16 protein-coding genes are annotated in these 17,631 nt (G+C 65.7%); 9 read left to right on the top strand and 7 right to left on the bottom strand.

Annotated features, from left to right (window positions below; all coding sequences use genetic code 11):
- Window positions 1-63 precede the first annotated feature (63 nt).
- Both egtD and egtB read right to left on the bottom strand, forming a co-directional pair.
- Window positions 64-1,050, bottom strand: coding sequence for an L-histidine N(alpha)-methyltransferase (gene egtD / locus QRN25_RS22935; RefSeq protein WP_285021620.1), 987 nt, complete (start codon window positions 1,048-1,050; stop codon window positions 64-66).
- 3 nt (window positions 1,051-1,053) lie between these two features.
- A complete protein-coding gene (gene egtB, locus QRN25_RS22930; RefSeq protein ID WP_271184423.1) occupies window positions 1,054-2,313 on the bottom strand; it encodes an ergothioneine biosynthesis protein EgtB in 1,260 nt (419 codons plus the stop codon).
- A 260-nt stretch (window positions 2,314-2,573) separates the two neighbouring features.
- Between egtB and QRN25_RS22925 the strand changes: the two genes are divergently transcribed.
- Genes QRN25_RS22925 through QRN25_RS22910 form a run of 4 tightly spaced genes read left to right on the top strand, consistent with a single transcriptional unit; the run spans window position 2,574 to window position 5,706 of the window.
- The gene (locus tag QRN25_RS22925; protein ID WP_271184422.1) at window positions 2,574-3,131 is read left to right on the top strand and encodes a peroxiredoxin; all 558 of its coding nucleotides are present in this window, start codon (window positions 2,574-2,576) and stop codon (window positions 3,129-3,131) included.
- A gap of 45 nt (window positions 3,132-3,176) precedes the next feature.
- Window positions 3,177-4,433, top strand: a complete 1,257-nt coding sequence (locus QRN25_RS22920; RefSeq protein WP_285021618.1) for a protein-disulfide reductase DsbD family protein — start codon at window positions 3,177-3,179, stop codon at window positions 4,431-4,433.
- Between the two features lie 54 nt (window positions 4,434-4,487).
- On the top strand, window positions 4,488-5,084 hold the full coding sequence (locus tag QRN25_RS22915; RefSeq protein WP_285021616.1) for an RNA polymerase sigma factor: 597 nt from the start codon (window positions 4,488-4,490) through the stop codon (window positions 5,082-5,084).
- Window positions 5,077-5,706, top strand: coding sequence for an NrsF family protein (locus QRN25_RS22910; protein ID WP_285021614.1), 630 nt, complete (start codon window positions 5,077-5,079; stop codon window positions 5,704-5,706). Before QRN25_RS22915 ends, QRN25_RS22910 begins: the two co-directional genes overlap by 8 nt.
- Window positions 5,707-5,756: 50 nt before the next feature.
- Here QRN25_RS22910 and QRN25_RS22905 read toward each other — a convergent pair whose 3' ends face one another.
- A complete protein-coding gene (locus QRN25_RS22905) occupies window positions 5,757-6,686 on the bottom strand; it encodes a LysR family transcriptional regulator (protein ID WP_285021612.1) in 930 nt (309 codons plus the stop codon).
- A gap of 122 nt (window positions 6,687-6,808) precedes the next feature.
- Between QRN25_RS22905 and QRN25_RS22900 the strand changes: the two genes are divergently transcribed.
- Window positions 6,809-7,507 carry a pirin family protein gene (locus QRN25_RS22900; RefSeq protein WP_271184417.1) on the top strand — a complete coding sequence of 233 codons (699 nt, stop codon included), beginning with the start codon at window positions 6,809-6,811 and terminating at the stop codon, window positions 7,505-7,507.
- Window positions 7,508-7,597: 90 nt separating this feature from the next.
- Here the strand turns inward: QRN25_RS22900 and QRN25_RS22895 are convergent, their stop codons facing one another.
- Both QRN25_RS22895 and QRN25_RS22890 read right to left on the bottom strand, forming a co-directional pair.
- Complete coding sequence (locus QRN25_RS22895; RefSeq protein WP_285021609.1) at window positions 7,598-10,372, bottom strand: bifunctional aconitate hydratase 2/2-methylisocitrate dehydratase; 2,775 nt, start codon at window positions 10,370-10,372, stop codon at window positions 7,598-7,600.
- Between the two features lie 195 nt (window positions 10,373-10,567).
- Window positions 10,568-11,323: an SDR family oxidoreductase gene (locus QRN25_RS22890; protein WP_285021608.1), complete on the bottom strand. Its 756-nt coding sequence runs from the start codon at window positions 11,321-11,323 to the stop codon at window positions 10,568-10,570.
- 71 nt (window positions 11,324-11,394) lie between these two features.
- On the opposite strand from QRN25_RS22890, the gene QRN25_RS22885 reads away from it, so the two are divergent.
- On the top strand, window positions 11,395-12,060 hold the full coding sequence (locus tag QRN25_RS22885) for a TetR/AcrR family transcriptional regulator (RefSeq protein WP_285021605.1): 666 nt from the start codon (window positions 11,395-11,397) through the stop codon (window positions 12,058-12,060).
- On the opposite strand, the gene QRN25_RS22880 is transcribed toward QRN25_RS22885, so the two are convergent.
- Together QRN25_RS22880 and QRN25_RS22875 are read right to left on the bottom strand one after the other, a co-directional pair.
- Window positions 12,042-12,281 carry a hypothetical protein gene (locus tag QRN25_RS22880; RefSeq protein WP_285021603.1) on the bottom strand — a complete coding sequence of 80 codons (240 nt, stop codon included), beginning with the start codon at window positions 12,279-12,281 and terminating at the stop codon, window positions 12,042-12,044. The two genes, QRN25_RS22885 and QRN25_RS22880, sit on opposite strands and share 19 nt — an antisense overlap.
- A gap of 113 nt (window positions 12,282-12,394) precedes the next feature.
- On the bottom strand, window positions 12,395-15,190 hold the full coding sequence (locus QRN25_RS22875; protein WP_285021602.1) for a TonB-dependent receptor: 2,796 nt from the start codon (window positions 15,188-15,190) through the stop codon (window positions 12,395-12,397).
- A 311-nt stretch (window positions 15,191-15,501) separates the two neighbouring features.
- Between QRN25_RS22875 and QRN25_RS22870 the strand changes: the two genes are divergently transcribed.
- The 3 genes from QRN25_RS22870 (at window position 15,502) to QRN25_RS22860 (ending at window position 17,560) form a co-directional block, all read left to right on the top strand.
- Window positions 15,502-16,161, top strand: coding sequence for a hydrolase (locus QRN25_RS22870; RefSeq protein ID WP_285021600.1), 660 nt, complete (start codon window positions 15,502-15,504; stop codon window positions 16,159-16,161).
- A gap of 191 nt (window positions 16,162-16,352) precedes the next feature.
- Window positions 16,353-17,189 carry an alpha/beta fold hydrolase gene (locus QRN25_RS22865; RefSeq protein WP_285021598.1) on the top strand — a complete coding sequence of 279 codons (837 nt, stop codon included), beginning with the start codon at window positions 16,353-16,355 and terminating at the stop codon, window positions 17,187-17,189.
- A gap of 119 nt (window positions 17,190-17,308) precedes the next feature.
- Window positions 17,309-17,560, top strand: coding sequence for a DUF1427 family protein (locus tag QRN25_RS22860; RefSeq protein ID WP_008831612.1), 252 nt, complete (start codon window positions 17,309-17,311; stop codon window positions 17,558-17,560).
- The last annotated feature ends 71 nt before the right edge of the window (window positions 17,561-17,631 follow it).

Genomic DNA, 17,631 nt, shown 5'->3' with positions numbered 1-17,631 from the left:
GTTGCGGCAGCTCGGACCGTGACTTCGCCTTAAACTGGCAACGCGCTCAGCCCGTTTCCACCGTCAGGCGGTGAGGTCATCGCCGATCGCGCGGGCGAGGATGACCATGAACTTGTCATCCGCATCGCCGAAGCCCTGCAGCGGCTCCCAGCCCCCCGCCAGCAGCAGCGTGTCGGCGCTGCGCGGATCGTACTTGTGGCTGTTTTCGGTGTGGATCGTCTCGCCCGCCGCCATCGTGAAAGAGCGACCGCAGACCTCGAAATCGATGTCGCGCGTCGCCGCGATGTGCATCTCGATCCGGGCGCGATCGTCGTTCCAGACCGCCCGGTGCGCAACCCCGTCACGCGGAATCGTGCCGCCAAGCTCCTGGTTGATGCGCTCCGCCAGATTGAGGTTGAACGCCGCCGTCACGCCTTGCGCATCGTCGTAGGCGCGGACGAGTTCCGCCTCCGCCTTGATGCGATCGAAGCCGATCAACAACAGGCTGCCCGCGCCCAGCGTCTCGCGCATCGAACGCAGCAAGTCGGCGGCCGCCATCGGCTCCATGTTGCCGATCGTGGAGCCGGGAAAGAAGCCCAGGCGCCGATGATCGGCCACTTCGGCGGGCAGCGCGGTGGGCACGCTGAAGTCCGCCTCGACCGGGTGGATCGGCAGGTCGGGATAGCGCGCCGCCAGCGCCTCGCAGGATTCGGAAAGGAATGTACCCGAAATGTCGATCGGCACGTAAGCGGCGGTCCAGATCGCATCGAGCAGCAACGGCGTCTTGGTCGCGCTGCCCGCGCCGAACTCCACGACGACGTGATGCCGCGATCCGACCATGCGCCCGATCCGCGTGGCGTGGGCCATGAGGATGCCGGTCTCGACGCGGGTAGGATAGTATTCGGGCAGCCGCGTGATCTCCTCGAACAACTGGCTGCCGCGATGGTCGTAGAACCAGCGCGCCGGGATCGCCTTGCGCGGCTGCGAGAGGCCGGTCAGCACGTCGCGGCGGAACTGCGCGCGCAGGGCATCGCGGGAGGTATCGATCAGTTCGCGGACGGCGGTGGCCATGGTCTACAAGTCCTTAGCGAGGCGCACGCCGGTGAACTGCCAGCGCTTGTCGGGGGGAAAGAAATTGCGGTACGTGGCGCGCGAGTGCCCGCGCGGCGTTGCGCAGCTGGCGCCCTTGAGCACGCACTGCCCGGACATGAACTTGCCGTTGTACTCACCCACCGCGCCCGCCGCAGGGCGGAAACGCGGATACGGCAGGTAAGCGGAGCGGGTCCATTGCCAGCAGTCCCCGAACAGCCCAGGCGAACCTTGGGGGTGGATTCCGAACGCTCCGGCCCCCGCGTCGAGTTGGACGCCAACCGACGGATCATGCCCCGCCGCCGCGACTTCCCATTCGAATTCGGTCGGCAGGCGGTGCCCCGCCCAGGTGGCGAAGGCGTCGGCCTCATAGAACGAGACATGCGCAACCGGCGCATCGGGCAGGATCGGCTGGAGACCGGACAGCGTGAAGGCCATGTCCTCGCGCCAGTAGAGCGGCGCCGTCAGCCCCTCTGCATTGATCCAGGCCCACCCGTCCGACAGCCACAGCGCCGGGTTGCGATAGCCGCCGTCGGCAACGAACTCCGCCCATTCGCGGTTCGTCACGAGACGACGGGCAAGAGCGAAAGGTTCGAGCAGCACCTCATGCGCCGGGCCTTCGTTGTCGAACGCGAAGCCAGCTTCCCCGCCGCCATGGCCGATCCGATGAAGGCCGCCTTCGTGCCGGTGCCAGTCCATCGGCACGGCGGACGCCGTCCCGCTCTCCGGCGCGCGCGGATAGGCATAGGCGGGAGCCAGGGGGTTCAGCGAAAGCGCATGCTTCAGGTCGGTGAGCAGCAGTTCCTGATGCTGTTGCTCGTGGTTGAGCCCCAATGCGATCAGTTCGGCAAGATCGGCGCGATGCAAAAGCAGTTCCACATGCGCATCGACATGAGCGCGGTAGGCCAGCACCTCGTCCAGCGCGGGTCGCGAGAGCATCCCGCGCTGCGGGCGCGCGTGGCGCGGCCCTTCCGCCTCGTAATAGGAATTGAACAGGAAAGGCCAGGCGTCGTCGAAAAGCCTGTAGCCGGGCAGGTGGTCGCGCAGCACGAAAGTTTCGAAGAACCACGTCGTATGCGCCAGATGCCACTTCGCCGGAGAAGCGTCCGGCATGGACTGAATGGTGGCGTCGGCATCGGACAGCGGCGCGACAAGCGCCTCGGTAAGACCGCGGACCATAGCGAACCGGGCTGCCTGGCATGAAGCTGAGGCCACCGGGGGCGAACGGTCGGTCATGGAGGCCATGCCGCTCTAACGACCAGTACCGTCAGCGGATGCATGACTAAACGAATATTGCGACGAATTGCGCTCGCCCGCATTTGATCCGGGACGAGCGGCGCCGGTCGGAGAATGAATACGCAGCAGAGCCGCGCCGTTAAAAAAAGCGGCGAGCAAATTTCCGGACCGCAACTTTTTGCCACCCACCAGCGAACAGCGATGGGAAAGCGCTCGATCAGAGCGCTTTCGCCTTGAACCCGTTGGAGCCCCCCGTTGGAGCAGAGCCGATGAAAATCCGGAAGAATTTCGCCTTGTCGCTGGCCGTTGGTCTATTCATGGCCGCCGTGCCGAGCCAGAGCTTCGCCGCCCTGCCGCAAGGCGCGAAAGCCCCCGACTTCACCCTGAACGCCGCGCTGGGGGGCAAGCCCTTCGATCTCTCGCTGGCCAAGGCGCTGAAGAAGGGGCCGGTCGTGCTTTACTTCTTCCCCGCCGCCTTCACGTCCGGCTGCACGGTCGAGGCGCACCTCTTCGCCGAAGCCACCGGCGATTTCAAGAAGCTGGGCGCCAGCGTGATCGGTGTGACCGCGGGCAATGTCGAACGTGTCGCCGAATTCTCGAAGTCGGAATGCCGCAACCAGTTCGCCGTCGCCGCCGACCCGAACGCCAAGGTCGCCGCCAAGTTCGACGCGACGATGCAGGGCGGCAAGCAGACGATTTCCAACCGTACCTCGTTCGTGATCGCCCCCAACGGGACGATCCTGCTCAGCTACACCGACATGAACCCGCAGGCCCACATCGAGAAGACGATGGCGGCAGTGCGCGCATGGAAAGCCAAGCACGGCTGACCTTTTCCCCACGATCGATCCTTCCCGTCGCCAAGAGGCCCCGTCATGCTTGTTGCCCTGTTGTCCGCCTTCCTCGGCGGGCTGATCCTCAACCTGATGCCCTGCGTCTTTCCGATCATCTCGCTGAAAGCGTTCGGGCTGGCCCGCCAGGGCGGCGATCCGCAGCGGATGCGGCATGAGGGGCTGGCGTTCCTCGGTGGAACCCTGCTGGCGATGCTGGCCCTCGCCGGCACGCTGATCGCCCTGCGTGCCGGCGGGCAGGCGGTGGGCTGGGGCTTCCAGCTCCAGTCCCCGCTCGTGGTCGCCGTGCTGGTGCTGGTGTTGCTGGGTTCGGCGCTCAACCTTGCCGGTCTCTTCGAGTTCGGCCTGGGCCTGCAGCGCATGGGCCAGACGCTCGACGGGAAGGACGGGATGCTGGGTGCGGCGCTCACCGGCGCGCTGGCCGTGGTGGTGGCGACGCCCTGCGCCGGACCGTTCATGGCAGGGGCCATCGGCTTCGCGCTCGTCCAGCCGCCGCTGGCCGCGCTAGCCATCTTTGCGGCGCTGGGCCTGGGCGTGGCCGCGCCCTTCACGGCGCTGTCCTTCAGCCCGGCGCTGGCGAGGCGCCTCCCGCGACCCGGAGCATGGATGACGACGCTCAAGCATGCGCTGGCCTTTCCGATGCTGGCCGCCGCCGCATGGCTGCTATGGGTGCTGGCACAGCAGACCGGAAGTGCGGGCCTGGCCCTGATGCTGGGTTGCGCCCTGCTGCTGGCCTTCACATGCTGGATCTACGGCATGGCGCAAAGGCGCGCGATGGCCGGTCGCCCCGCCCCTGTCCTGCAAGGGCTCACGATCGCAGGCGCGGCGGCGATCGCGGCGCTCTGCGCCCTGCCGGGCAATGCGCTGCGGGCCTCTCCCCCGGCCGCGCAGATGCAGGCATCCGCTGGCAGCATACGGACCGACATCGCGCCGGTGCCCTGGTCGCCTGAAGCGGTCGCGAAGGCGCGGGCGGCCGGTCACGCCGTCTTCGTCGATTTCTCGGCCGAATGGTGCCTGACCTGCAAGGTCAACGAAAAGGCAGTGCTTTCCACCGCCGCTTTCAAGGACGGCATCTCGCGCACCGGCACCACCTACATGGTGGCGGATTCCACCAACTATGATGCGCGGATCGAACAGGCTATGATGGAACTGGGCCGCTCCGGGCTGCCGCTCTACCTCGTCTATCCGGCCAAGGGCGGCGATCCGGTGATATTGCCGCAAGTGCTGGACACGAAGACCACGCTCGATGCACTGCAGGCCGCGTCCGGCAAGAAGGTTTGACGAGACGATGCATACGATCCCGCCCGTTCATCCCGGAAGCCGCGTGGCCCCTGAGTGAACGATACACTGTCGTCGGAGAAGGTGGCGCCGGAGAATGCCGCGCCGCAGGATGCATGGCCCGCCCTCATGCGGCGGGCGCAGGACGGCGACCAGCGCGCCTACCGGCTGGTCCTGCGCGCGCTGGTGCCGGTCGTTCGGGCCAGGGTGCGCCGCCGCATCTTCGACGACGCGCTGGCCGAGGACGTCGTGCAGGACGTGCTGATGACGCTGCATCGCCTGCGCCATACCTATGATCCGGCGCTGCCGCTGCTGCCGTGGGTCTCGGCCATCGTCTCGGCAAGGGCGGTGGATGCGCTGCGGCGGCAGGGTAGGTCGCGCGGAAGGGAGATCAACCGGGACGAAACCCTTTCCGGCACCGTCGATCCCGGCGCTGCGGCGGCTTTCGACGCCATCGGCGCCGAACGGGAACTCGCGGGGATGCTCAACATCCTGCCCGATCGCCAGCGCCAGATGATCGAGCTGGTGAAGCTGCAGGAGATGACGCTCGATGCCGCCGCGCAGGAAAGCCGGCTCTCCGTCTCCGCCGTAAAGTCCTTGCTGCACCGCGCGATCACCAGACTGCGCGAACATGGAAAGCAGACACATGGTTGACCATGACACCCTTATCGACACGCTTTGCGACGAGGCAGCGCCGGTACGGCGCGTGGCTCCGGCCTGGCGCCGGGCACTCGGCTGGACCCCGGTTGCGCTGGGCGTCGGCTGGCTCATGACGCAACTGCTCCATCGCGCCAGCACCGACTGGACCGGCCCCCTTGCCGGGGTCGCGGCCGCGAACATCCTGCTTTCGCTTGGCCTGGGGATCGCCGCGCTCATGGCCGCCCTGTCGGTCAGCGTGCCGGGCCGGGTCGCGCGGGTAAGCGGCTGGTTCGTGGCCTGCCTCGCTATGTGGTTGGGACTGGCAGTCTATAGCATCGGCATAGCCCGCCATCCCGTCGGGCAGCTGGGCCACGGCAGCTACTGCTTCACCTTCGTGCTGGTCGCCGGAGCCCCCATGATCGCGGTCACCGTGCTCGCGCTGCGCCGCACGCGGTCGCTCCATCCGGTCCGTTCCCTGACGTTCGCCGGGGCGGGAGCGGCATTTTTGTCGTTCGGACTGCTGGCGTTCTGCCACCCGATTGCGATGTCGGCGATGGACTTCGCCGGCCATCTCGCCGCCGGCATACTGCTCGGCGCACTGACCATTGCGATCGGCCGCAAGGCGATCGCGGCCTGAGAAATACTCGCGTATGCAGCGCATAATACCCGGCTTGACGAAGGCGTCCGTCAGAGGTCGCCCAATCCCTCCATTTCACGGTCATCCCGGCCAAGAGTGACGAAGCTGTCCAGAAGCCAGCTCGCCGCTGGCCCTGGTGGCGTATCACGCCGCCATATCCCCGAGAAGCGGTACGTGCCTCCGACATGGTCCGGCATAGCCAGCCGCACGAGCGTCCCGGCTACGAGATCGGCCTCGATCATCGGCAGCGGCATGTTCCCCCAGCCTATTCCCTGCCGCAACAGGGCGTGCTTTGCGCCTAGGTCGGCCAGGCGCCAGGTCTTGGGACTGAATACCGAATAATCGCTGCCCTCGGTGAAACGGGAGCGGTCCGTCAGCACCAGCTGCGTATAGTCCCGGCCTGCTCCCGGCGCGATTGCCATCATGCGACCGAGTGGATGGTCGGGAGCCGCCACAGGCACCATCGGCACAGACCCTGCCGAGCGGCTGTCGATGCCTTCGACCCCGGCGGACAATGGCCCGGACAGCCCGACCACGGCCTCCTTGTCCAACACCAGGGCGGTAACCGCGCCGAGCGCCTCGACATGGAGACGAAGCTGCACCGTGGGGAAGGTCGCGGCGAAATCGCGCAACACCTGACCGACCCGCTCGGCAGGCAGCATGACATCGACCGCCAGGTTCACCTCCGCCTCGAGCCCGTCGAGCATGCCCTTTACCTTGGCGCGCAGCCCGTCCACACCCTGCGAAATCGCCTTTGCTTCGGCCAGCACCGCACGGCCCTGTTCGGTCAGTTGCGGCCGCCGGGTGCCCTCGCGCTCGAACAGCATGACGCCAAGCTGCACCTCCAGATTGGCGATCCCGTAGCTGATAACCGAGACCGCGCGATTGAGCTTGCGTCCCGCCCCCGCGAAACTGCCGACTTCCACGACGGTCAGGAAGATCGTCAACTGATCGAGCGTCGGCGTGCCTGGATTACTCACTTTTCCATTTCCTCGAAAAGAACGATGGGTTTTATCTATCTGAACGGAAAAGATCGCAACCCATACAAAAGGCTCAACGAAGCGGCCCCTCTCACTCACCGCCGCTTTACCGGAGACCCAAGATGATCGAACTGCGTCCCTTCGACAGCCTCGGCGGCGCCAATCATGGCTGGCTCGACGCCAAGCATCACTTTTCTTTCGCCGACTACCACGATCCGGCCCGCATGCACTGGGGGAACCTGCGCGTGTGGAACGACGACGCCATCGCGCCGAAGACCGGCTTCCCGCCCCACCCCCATCGCGACATGGAAATCATCACCTATGTTCGCGAAGGCGCGATCACTCACGAGGACAGCCTGGGCAACAAGGGTCGCACCGAAGCGGGCGACGTCCAGGTCATGAGTGCGGGCACCGGCGTGCGTCACTCCGAATACAACCTCGAGGACGTGACGACGAAGATCTTCCAGATTTGGATCCTGCCCACTCGCAACGGCGAAGCCCCAAGCTGGGGCGCAAGACCCTTCCCAAAGGGTGAGCGTGCCGGGCACTTCGAGACGCTGGCCTCGGGCTACGAAGGTGACGGCGACGCCCTGCCGATACGCACCGATGCACGTATCGTCGCCGCGACGCTGCAAGCTGGCGAGACGGCCGAGTACCCGATCGGCGCCAACCGCAAGGCCTATCTGGTCCCTGCGACCGGCGCGGTGGAGATCGAGGACGTGCGCGTCAATGCCCGCGACGGCGCTGCAATCCGTGACATCGACGTAATTCGTGTCACCGCCATCGAAGACAGCGAAATCGTCCTCGTCGACGCTGCCTGAGACGATCGCTCGAGAAAGTTCGCCTCAAAATGAAAATGGCGGCGCATGCAGAGTGCATACGCCGCCATTTTCTCAACCGGTCCGTTCCGGTCAGGCGGCGGTTGCGGCCTGCTGCGGCGCGAACTTGGTCAGGTCGATGCCTTCGACGGCCGCCTTGTACTCGTCCGCGCTCGGCGTACGGCCGAGGATGGTCGAGAGCACGACCACCGGGGTCGAGGCGAGCAGCGATTCGCCCTTCTTCTCTGCGGTGTCCTCGACGACGCGGCCCTGGAACAGGCGGGTCGAAGTGGCGAGGACGGTGTCGCCCTTCGCGGCCTTCTCCTGGTTGCCCATGCACAGGTTGCAGCCCGGACGCTCGAGATAAAGGATGTTCTCGTACTCGGTGCGGTTGGCGGTCTTCGGGTTGATGTCGTCGAATTCGAAGCCCGAGTACTTCTGGAGGATTTCCCAGTCGCCCTCGGCCTTGAGTTCGTCGACGATGTTGTAGGTCGGCGGGGCGACGACGAGCGGCGCCTTGAATTCGACCTTGCCCTCGGTCTTCTCGATGTTCTTGAGCATCTGGGCGATGATCTTCATGTCGCCCTTGTGCACCATGCACGAGCCGACGAAGCCGAGGTCCACCTTCTTGGTGCCGCCGTAGTACGAGACCGGGCGGATCGTGTCGTGGGTGTAGCGCTTGGAGACGTCCGGGTTGTTGACGTCCGGGTCGGCGATCATCGGTTCATCGATGATGTCGAGGTCCACGACCACCTCGGCGAAATACTTGGCCGAAGCGTCCGGCGACAGCGCCGGCTTCTCGCCCGAGCGGATCTCCGCGATGCGGGCGTCGGCCTTGGCGATCAGGCCCGCAAGGGTGCCTGCCGCGTTCTCCATGCCCTTGTCGATCATGATCTGGATGCGCGACTTGGCGATTTCCAGCGAGCCGATCAGGGTCTCGTCGTCCGAGATGCAGATCGAGGCCTTGGCCTTCATCTCTGCGGTCCAGTCGGTGAAGGTGAAGGCCTGGTCGGCCAGCAGCGTGCCGATGTGGACTTCGATGATGCGGCCCTGGAACACGTTCTCGCCCGCGCACTGTGCCAGCATCTGCTGCTGGGTAGCATGGACGACGTCGCGGAAGTCCATGTGGGGCTGCATCTTGCCCTTGAAGGTCACCTTGACCGACTGCGGGATCGGCATGGTCGCCTCACCGGTGGCCAGCGCCAGCGCGACGGTGCCCGAGTCCGCACCGAAGGCGACGCCCTTCGACATGCGGGTGTGGCTGTCGCCGCCGATGATGATCGCCCAGTCGTCCACGGTGATGTCGTTGAGCACCTTGTGGATCACGTCGGTCATCGCGTGATACACGCCCTTGGGATCGCGCGCGGTGATCAGGCCGAAGTTGTTCATGAAGGACATGAGCTTCGGGATGTTCACCTGGGCCTTCTTGTCCCACACCGAAGCGGTGTGGCAGCCCGACTGGTAGGCACCGTCGACCAGCGGCGAGATGACGGTGGCCGCCATCGCTTCCAGTTCCTGCGCGGTCATCAGGCCGGTGGTGTCCTGCGAACCGACGATGTTCACCTTGACGCGCACGTCCGAACCGGCGTGCAGCACCTTGCCCGGGGTCACACCCACGGCGTTGCGGTTGAAGATCTTCTCAACGGCGGTCAGGCCCTGGCCCTCGACGGTGAGTTCCTTGTTCGGCGCGAACACGGTGGGTGCCTCGACGCCCAGCGTCTCGGCCGCGAAGGTCTGGAGCTTCTTGCCGAAGACGATGGCGTAGGAGCTGCCCGCCTTCATGAACTCCATCTTCTGCGGGGTGAAGGCGGCGGCGACGTCGACCAGTTCGTTGCCGGCTTCGTCGGTCAGCTTCTTGTTCTTGACGTCGATCTTGAGGATCGTGCCGGTCTCGACCGAGAACTTCTCTTCAAGCACCGGGTTGCCGTCGTTGTTGAGGATCGGCTTGCCGTCCTCGCCGATCTGCTTGACCCAGTTCTTGAGGTTGATGCCGATACCGCCGGTCACGTCCACGGTGGTCGCGAAGATCGGCGAGATGCCGTTGGTGCCCGCGACAACGGGGGCGTAGTTCACGAAGGGAACGTAGGGGCTGGACTGCTTGCCGGTCCACAGCGCCACGTTGTTGACGCCCGACATGCGCGAGGAGCCGACGCCCATCGTGCCCTTCTCGGCGATCATCATCACGCGCTTGCCCGGGTGCGCGGTCTTGAGCGCCACGATCGCCTGCTGGCCTTCGGGCGAGATCATGCACTGGCCGTGCAGTTCGCGGTCCGAACGCGAGTGCGCCTGGTTGCCCGGCGAGAGCAGGTCGGTCGAGATGTCGCCTTCACCGGCGATGAAGGTGACGACTTCGATCTCGTCCTCGACGTCGGGCAGCTTGGTGAAGAATTCGGCCTTGGCGTAGCTTTCCAGCACGCCCTTCGCCACGGCGTTGCCCGCCAGAAGCGCGTCGCGCAGGCGGAACATGTCCGCGTCGTAGAGGAACACCTGGGTCTTGAGCACTTCGCCCGCCTCGGCGGCGATGGCCGCGTCATCGCCGAGCGCGATGTCGAGCAGCACCGAGATCGAAGGACCGCCCTTCATGTGCGAGAGCAGTTCGAGCGCGAAGGCCGGGGTGATTTCGGCGACGGTGGCTTCGCCGAGGATGATCTTCTTGAGGAACGCCGCCTTCACGCCGGCCGCGCTGGTGGTGCCGGGAAGCGTGTTGTAGATGAAGAACTTGAGAGCGTCGGCGCGGTATTCGCTGCCGGTATCCTCGATGAGGGTGATGATTTCCGCGATGAGCGCGCCGTCGTCGATCGGCTTGGGCGCGAGCCCCTGATTTTTCCTGCTTTCGATTTCGGCGAGGTAATCTAGGTATAGGCTCATCGTGATCCCTACGTCATGGAGTGGGCGGGAGCCACCATGACAGGTATCGTTGACCGGCCTAGTGGCTGATGGCGCCCCGGTACGCCAACCGGGGCCGACTGGCAAGGCACCGAATGCCTAGGAAAACGGCATTTTCAAATCTGCTTCAAATCTGGGTGAAGCAACTTGGAGAATGCCCGCTCCCGCCCGATTCGCCTATTCCCCGTTCGCCCAAGCCAAGGCATCGGCGCCCGCCGGCAGCACCAAAGGGCAATCCGCATCGGTCGCGGCGCGGTAGACCGCCTCCGCCACGTCCCGCGCCGTGGTGACCGGGCCTTGCCCCGCGCTCTGCATCATCGCCAGCGTCTCGCCCGCGAATGGCGCGTAAGCCTCGGGAAAGCCGCCCGCTGCGGCGATCTGCTCCTGCGCCGTCGCCGCGAAGGCGGTCGAGGGGGCCATGCCGGGCATGACGGTCCGGGCCTTGATCCCGAACTGCGCCAGTTCGAGCGCGACCGATTCCGTCAGCGCATTCATCGCCGCCTTGCTCGCGCGGTAGACCGAAAGCAGCGGCAGAGGTTTGTAGAGCGAACTGGAACTGACGTTGACGATCATGCCGGAGCGCCGCTCGCGCATGCCGGGCAGGACCGCCTGCATCATCGCGATCGCGCCGAACAGGTTGGTCTCGAAGATGCCGCGCACCGTATCCAGCGACGTGCCCTCGAGCGCATTGAGCCAGCCTATGCCCGCGTTGTTGACGAGCACGTCGATCGGCCCGGCCTGCGCGACGGCATCGGCGATGCTGGCCGGATCGGTGACGTCGAGCGCCAGCACCTGCATCCTCTCGGACACCGGCAGGGTGCTGGCGGCGGGATTGCGCATGGTCGCGGCGACATGCCAGCCCTCTGCGTGGAAATACTCGGCAATGTCGCGGCCGAACCCGGTCGAACTGCCGGTAACGAGAACTCGGTTCATCATGAAGCTCCTTGCGGGGACGGTTGGGAGACCCCAAGATATGAACGATCCTTCAGTTTCGGAATTCGCATATGAACCGTCCCGCACCCGACCTTCTCAAGCCCCGGAAAACCCCGCAACAGGCGCGCTCTGCCGTGACGATCGAGGCGATCCACGTCGCCACCATTCAGGTTTTGCTGGCGGACGGAGTCGGGCGGCTGACGACCACGCGGGTCGCCGAGCGCGCCGGGGTGTCGGTGGGCACGATGTACCAGTATTACCCGCATAAGCAGGCGCTGCTGTTCGCCCTCGTCGAGCGCCAGTTCGCGATGATCGAGAGCGCGATGCGGGACGCGGCCGAGCGCCTTGCCGGAAGCGACCTGGAGACGATCGCCAACGGCCTCGCCATCGCCTGGCTCGATGCCAAGATGGCGGACCGGGTCGCATCCCGCGCCATCTACGGCATAGCGGCCGAGTTCGACATGTCGCAGCACATGAAAAGAGCCGCGACATGCATGACGGGGATGATCGAGGACCTGCTGGCCGCCGCTCCCGGCGCGATGTTCGCGGACCCGGGCGCAGCCGCATTCATGCTCGCCGCGCTGCTGGGCGGTTCGGTGCGCGTGGTGATGGAGGCGGAAGGCTCCGAAGACGCCTTCGCCAGTCTGCGCCGGGAACTGCCCCGAGCCTGCCACGCCTATCTGGTGTCGGCTAGTTCAGGCGCGGCGGGCCTTATGGATCAGGCCGTCGGCGGATAGGGATGATGGCCGAAGACCCACTGCGGCCGGGGCGAACTATTGTTTTCGATCAGAAGGACCTGCGCCTCGCTGCCCTGCATGCCGATCTGGTGCGCGGCGTCGATCGCGCGGTTGAGCGCGGCCTTCTGGCTGGCGAAGACGTCGAGAGCGACCCCGTGCAGGCTGACGGCCCATTCGAGACCGCGACGGAAAACATGGAAATCGTTGCGGGATGTGGTCATCCGAGCCTCCTTTCGCATATTTTCGATCGAAATCCAGCCGCGCGACTGCGACGAGATGACGATCTGAGATATTCTCAAGTTATTTGATTGAGAATATCTGTCAAGCCCATCTCTCAGAAGATGCGCCGCAGCGACAACAGGACCGTCCGGCCCATCGGATCGAGATAATCGCGCTGGTAGGCGTAAGGCGTCGCGCCGGTGTCGTCGGTGACCTTCTGGCGCTGGTTGAAGAGGTTCTCCACCGACAGGCTCACCCGCGTGCCCCGTGCCCAGTCCTTACCCCGGAAGCGGTTCTGGAGATTGGCGAACACACGCAGGTCCACCGTCGCCAGCGAGGCGAAATGCAGGTTGCCCGAGGCCGAGGTGCTGCCGGTGACGTCCGCCGAACTCTGCCAGTTGCCCTCCAGACGCAGGCCGAGGCCGTTGTCGATCAGGCCGAGGCTGCCCTGCACCTTGTGACGCGGCGTGGACGAGCCGGTGATCGTGCCGCCGTCAAGCAGGTCGATCGTCGGCCCGCCCTCGGCCAGCTGGACGTCCTGACGCAGCACCCAGGTGTGGTAGAGCGAGGCGAGCAGACGCACGCCGTTGTCGCCGCCTCCGCCGAAGCCCCTGCCGCCGGGACCGCGCGGACCACCTCCGAAGCCGCCCGGACCGCCGCCGGGACCTTCTCCCGGGGGAGGCCCCATGCCGTCAGGCGGCGGCCCCATGCCATCGGGCGGTCCCCTGCCCTCGTCGAAGCCCCGATCGCCCGGCGGTCGGCCGAAGCCCGGAATCTCGGCGCCGCGCTCCCGATCGCCGTTGACGGTGATTTCGTTGCCGGTGCCGTCTTCGGGGCTGTGCCCATCGGCCGGACGCTCCTCGCCGGCGGGCGGTGCGGGCGGTGTCTCTCCGCCGGTTTCGGCCCGGCCGCCCGGCCCTCGCCTGCCCCACGTACCCGCAGGCGGGCGCGGCGGACGCGTAGGCTTGCGCAGCTGCGCCGAAAGGTTGAAGCCCCAGCGCACCTGCTCGCTGCGCTGGCGGTAGACGTTGACCGGCCGCGCATCGACCGAGAGCAGATTGCCGTCCTCGTCGCGGATGAAGCGATCGGGATAGGCGTCCTCGACCGCCTGCGTCACGCCGCCCAGCGATAGCACCGCGTTGCGGTTGCGGCTGTTGACGTAAGTGGCGCTGAAATTGAGCTTGGGCGTGCTCATCACTTGCGCGTTGAGCCCCAGCTTGAAACTGCGACGGTCGTCGGCCTTGAGGTTCGGGTTGCCGCCGGTGATCGCGGTCACCAGCACGGTCTGGCCGGTCACGTAGTCGTAGATGCGCTGGTTGCTGGTGGTCACCGTCGGATCGCCAAGATTGGCGACGGTGGGCGCGCTGCGGTCCTGGTTCATCGCCGCGATCACCGTGATCCCGTCACGCGGGCGCCAGTTGAGGCCATAGCCGAAAGTCGCAAGGCTGCCGTAGTCGGACACTTGCGTCACCCCCGCATTGAGGTTGACGCTGAGCGTCCCGATCGCGCCGAGCACGCCCCTGCTGCGGCTGGTGAGCGGAATGTCGACGCTCAGGCGCGCGCTGCCGTTGGTGCGGTCGGCATCGCCGCTGCTCGCCATGCCGTCCCGCACGCTGGTGGAGGACTGCGCGGTGAAGTCGCCGCCCAGTTTCAGGCTGACGCCGAGATCGCCCGCAGGCAGCGGCAGCACCTTGCCCGAGACGAGCATGCTGGCGCTGCCGGTGTCGGAGTTCGACTTCGCGCGATTGGCGATCATGTTCCCCAGCAGCGCGGGCGAAAGCGTGCCATAGGGATCGACGCCCGCGCTTCCCGCATCGAGCGCGTCCTGCAGGCTCGTCACGTCATAGCCGTTGTCGGCCCGCGTCTCCGATTCCGAATGCGCGTAGCTGCCGATCACCGAGAGCTTCCAGCGGGTCGAAAGATCGACGTTGACCGTGCCGCCCGCCGAGACACCGCCGCTATTCACCGCCTTGCGCAGCGGGTCCTGCGACAGATAGCGGGTGAACGTGTTCTCGGTGCCGTCCGCATAGGGGCTGTCCGCCGGGACCGTCAGCTCCCCGGTCGCCAGCCCGTCGAGCGAGCGGCTGGTCTGGTACGTGCCCTTGACGTTGAACGAGGCGGTCGCGTTCGAACTCAACTGGTGTGCAAGGCTGGCGCCCAGCGCATAGCTGCGGGTGGATGCCTGGACAGTGCGGTAGTCGCTCTCGCCCGGAATGGAATCGACGGGGGTGACAGTGCTGTCCGGATCGGCGGTGATGTCGCGGTCGCTTTCGCGGATCGCGGCCTGGCTGGTGGCCTTGCCGGTGATGTTGAGGCGGTCGTTGTCACGGATCTTGGTATAGGTGAAGGCCCCCGTGCCCTGCCCGCCGCCGCCCTCGCCCGACATGCCGCCGCCCAGGTTCACGACCTTGGACTGGAAGCGCCGCTTGAGGATGATGTTCACGACCTTGGACTGCGCGTCGTAGCCGTATTTGATCGCGACTTCCTCGGGCAGGATATCCACGCGCAGCACGGATTCCACCGGCAGGTCACCGACTTCGTTGACGCCCGAAACGCGCTTGCCGTTGACCAGCACCACCGGCCCGCTCGAGGCATCGCGCCCGGCGATGCTGGTGGTCTGGTCGGCCAGTTCGTCGAGCAGTTCGGCGATGGAATCGACCCCGTAGGAGGCGATCTCGGCCTGGCCCAGCTTGTTCTCCGGCGGAATGTCGCCGATCACAGCGCCCGGCAGGGCTTGGCCGGTAACGACGATGTCATCCCCGTCGCCGGAACTCACCTGAGCCGGCGCTCCCCCGCCCGTCTGAGCAGCCTGCTGCTGCGCCTCGGCTCCCTGCGGCGCCATGATCGCGGCGGAGGTCAGGAGGGCGCCGAATGCGCGGTGACGGAGCGGGATGGGAGACGCGAATGTCATGCCATCCGGCTACGACGACGATCGCACGCAGCCCATCCGCAAATCGTGAGAAATTGTAATCAGGCGTCGCAGCGACCGACCGCCGAACCGAAGCTATCCCCTCGATAGGGTGTAATACGAAGGGTTGATTTCGACCCGCGGCGGTTCCGCCCATAAGCCTTTCCCAAGCCGGCCATAACCGACCTGATCCATTTCCACTTTTCAATTCTATCGAAAACTTGGATCGATTTTATACGCCTTTCTGAAAACATGGCTTGGCTTCAGAATGCATCTCGACGGGCAAGGACGCCCAGCAACAGGAGGACTTACCAATGACGATCACCGCCACAGCCACCCCCGGAAAGTCGCTGATCTCGCCCGACAATCACGCGCTCGTCCTGATCGATTTCCAGTCGCAGATGAGCTTCGCGACCAAGTCGATCGCGCCCGAACTGCTGCGCAACAACGCGGCGCTGATCTCGCGCGGGGCCAAGTCGTTCAACGTTCCCACCATCCTCACCACCGTCGCCGAGAAGAGCTTCTCCGGCCCGATGTTCGACGAGATCACCGACGCCTTCCCCGGCCAGGAACTGCTCGACCGCACCAGCATGAACACCTGGGAAGACGAAGCGGTGATCTGCGAGATCAACCGCATCGGCAAGCAGCGCATCGTCTTCGCGGGGCTCTGGACCTCGGTGTGCATCGTCGGCCCGGTGGCATCGGCGATCGAGCAGGGCTTCGAAGCCTACGTCATCACCGACGCCTGCGGCGACATCTCGGAAGAAGCGCATGAGCGCGCCGTGCAGCGCATGATCCAGCTTGGCGCCGTGCCGATGACCTCGCTGCAGTATCTGCTCGAACTGCAGCGCGACTGGGCGCGTACCGAGACGTACGACAGCACCACCGGCATCGCCAAGGTCTGGGGCGGCGCTTACGGCCTGGGCATCAAGTACGCCAAGTCCATGTTCGGCGCGTCCGAAGGCGGTCACTGAATTTAAGCTCGGAACCGGCGGCTTATCACCCCCCGACCCTCATCGGGCCGCCGGTTCCACCCCCTCTTCAGGAGGGGGCTTGGACAAGCTCAGCCTGAGCGGTTTCATAGTACAGTCCTGTTCCCGCTCAGGCTGAGCTTGTCGAAGCCCCCGCAGTACAAAGCCCAATTCTCACCCGAAGGATCAGCATCATGGCCTACGTAACCACCACTGACGGCGTCGAGATCTTCTACAAGGACTGGGGCGCGAAGGACGCGCAGCCTATCGTCTTCCACCACGGCTGGCCGCTCTCGTCGGACGACTGGGATGCGCAGATGCTGTACTTCCTGTCCAAGGGCTTCCGCGTCGTCGCCCATGACCGCCGTGGCCATGGCCGCTCCGCACAGGTCAGCGAGGGGCACGACATGGACCACTACGCCGCCGACGCCGCCGCGGTGATGGAACACCTCGACCTTCGGAACGCCGTCCACATCGGTCACTCGACCGGCGGCGGCGAAGTGGCCGCCTACGTCGCGCGCTACGGCATCCCGCAGGGCCGCGTCGCCAAGGCCGTGCTGGTCAGCGCCGTGCCGCCGATCATGCTCAAGACCGAAGCCTACCCGGGCGGGTTGCCAATCGAGGTGTTCGACGGCCTGCGCGCCGGTCTTGCCGCCAATCGCGCGCAGTTCTTCCGCGATGTCGCAGCCGGTCCCTTCTACGGCTTCAACCGCGAAGGCGCCGAAGTGAAGCCAGCCGTCATCGACAACTGGTGCCGCCAGGGCATGATGGGCAGCGCCAAGGCCCATTACGACGGCATCAAGGCCTTCTCCGAAACCGACCAGACCGAAGACCTGAAGGCGATCACCGTCCCCACCTTCGTCCTGCACGGTGATGACGACCAAGTCGTGCCCTACAAAAACGCTGGTGTGCTGCAGGCCGAGATCCTGCCGAACGCGACGCTCAAGATCTACGAGGGCTTCTCGCACGGCATGCTCACGGTGAACGCCGAGACCATCAACCCCGATCTGCTCGCCTTCGTGCAGGGCTGATATCTCCCCGTTCGTCATTGTGAGCGAAGCGAAGCAACCCAGGGCGACCCACGCAGCGCTGGATTGCCGCGGGCCTTCGGCCCTCGCAATGACGAACTGTGGGGAAAAGGAGACTCCCGATGAAAGCCTACCTTCTCTCCATCGCCGCCGGGTTGCTGGTGGGTGTCGTCTACAGTCTCCTCGGCGTCCGTTCGCCCGCGCCGCCGATGATCGCGCTGGTCGGCCTGCTGGGAATCCTGCTCGGCGAGCAGATCGTGCCGCTGGCGAGCCGGTTCGTGACGAAAAACAACGTCGCGCAGTTCGTCATGACCGAGTGCCGCGATCACGTCCTCGGCCGCCTGCCGGGCGACGCCGATAAGCACGACGCATGATCTCGCGTCGCCACACGTTTCTGGGAGCCGCCGCCGCGTCGCTCCTGCCTCAAACTCTCGCGGCCCGAGCG

Source organism: Novosphingobium sp. fls2-241-R2A-195 (genome assembly GCF_030209485.1).
Classification (GTDB): Bacteria; Pseudomonadota; Alphaproteobacteria; order Sphingomonadales; family Sphingomonadaceae; genus Novosphingobium; species Novosphingobium resinovorum.
This window is presented reverse-complemented; position numbering and strand designations above follow the sequence as displayed.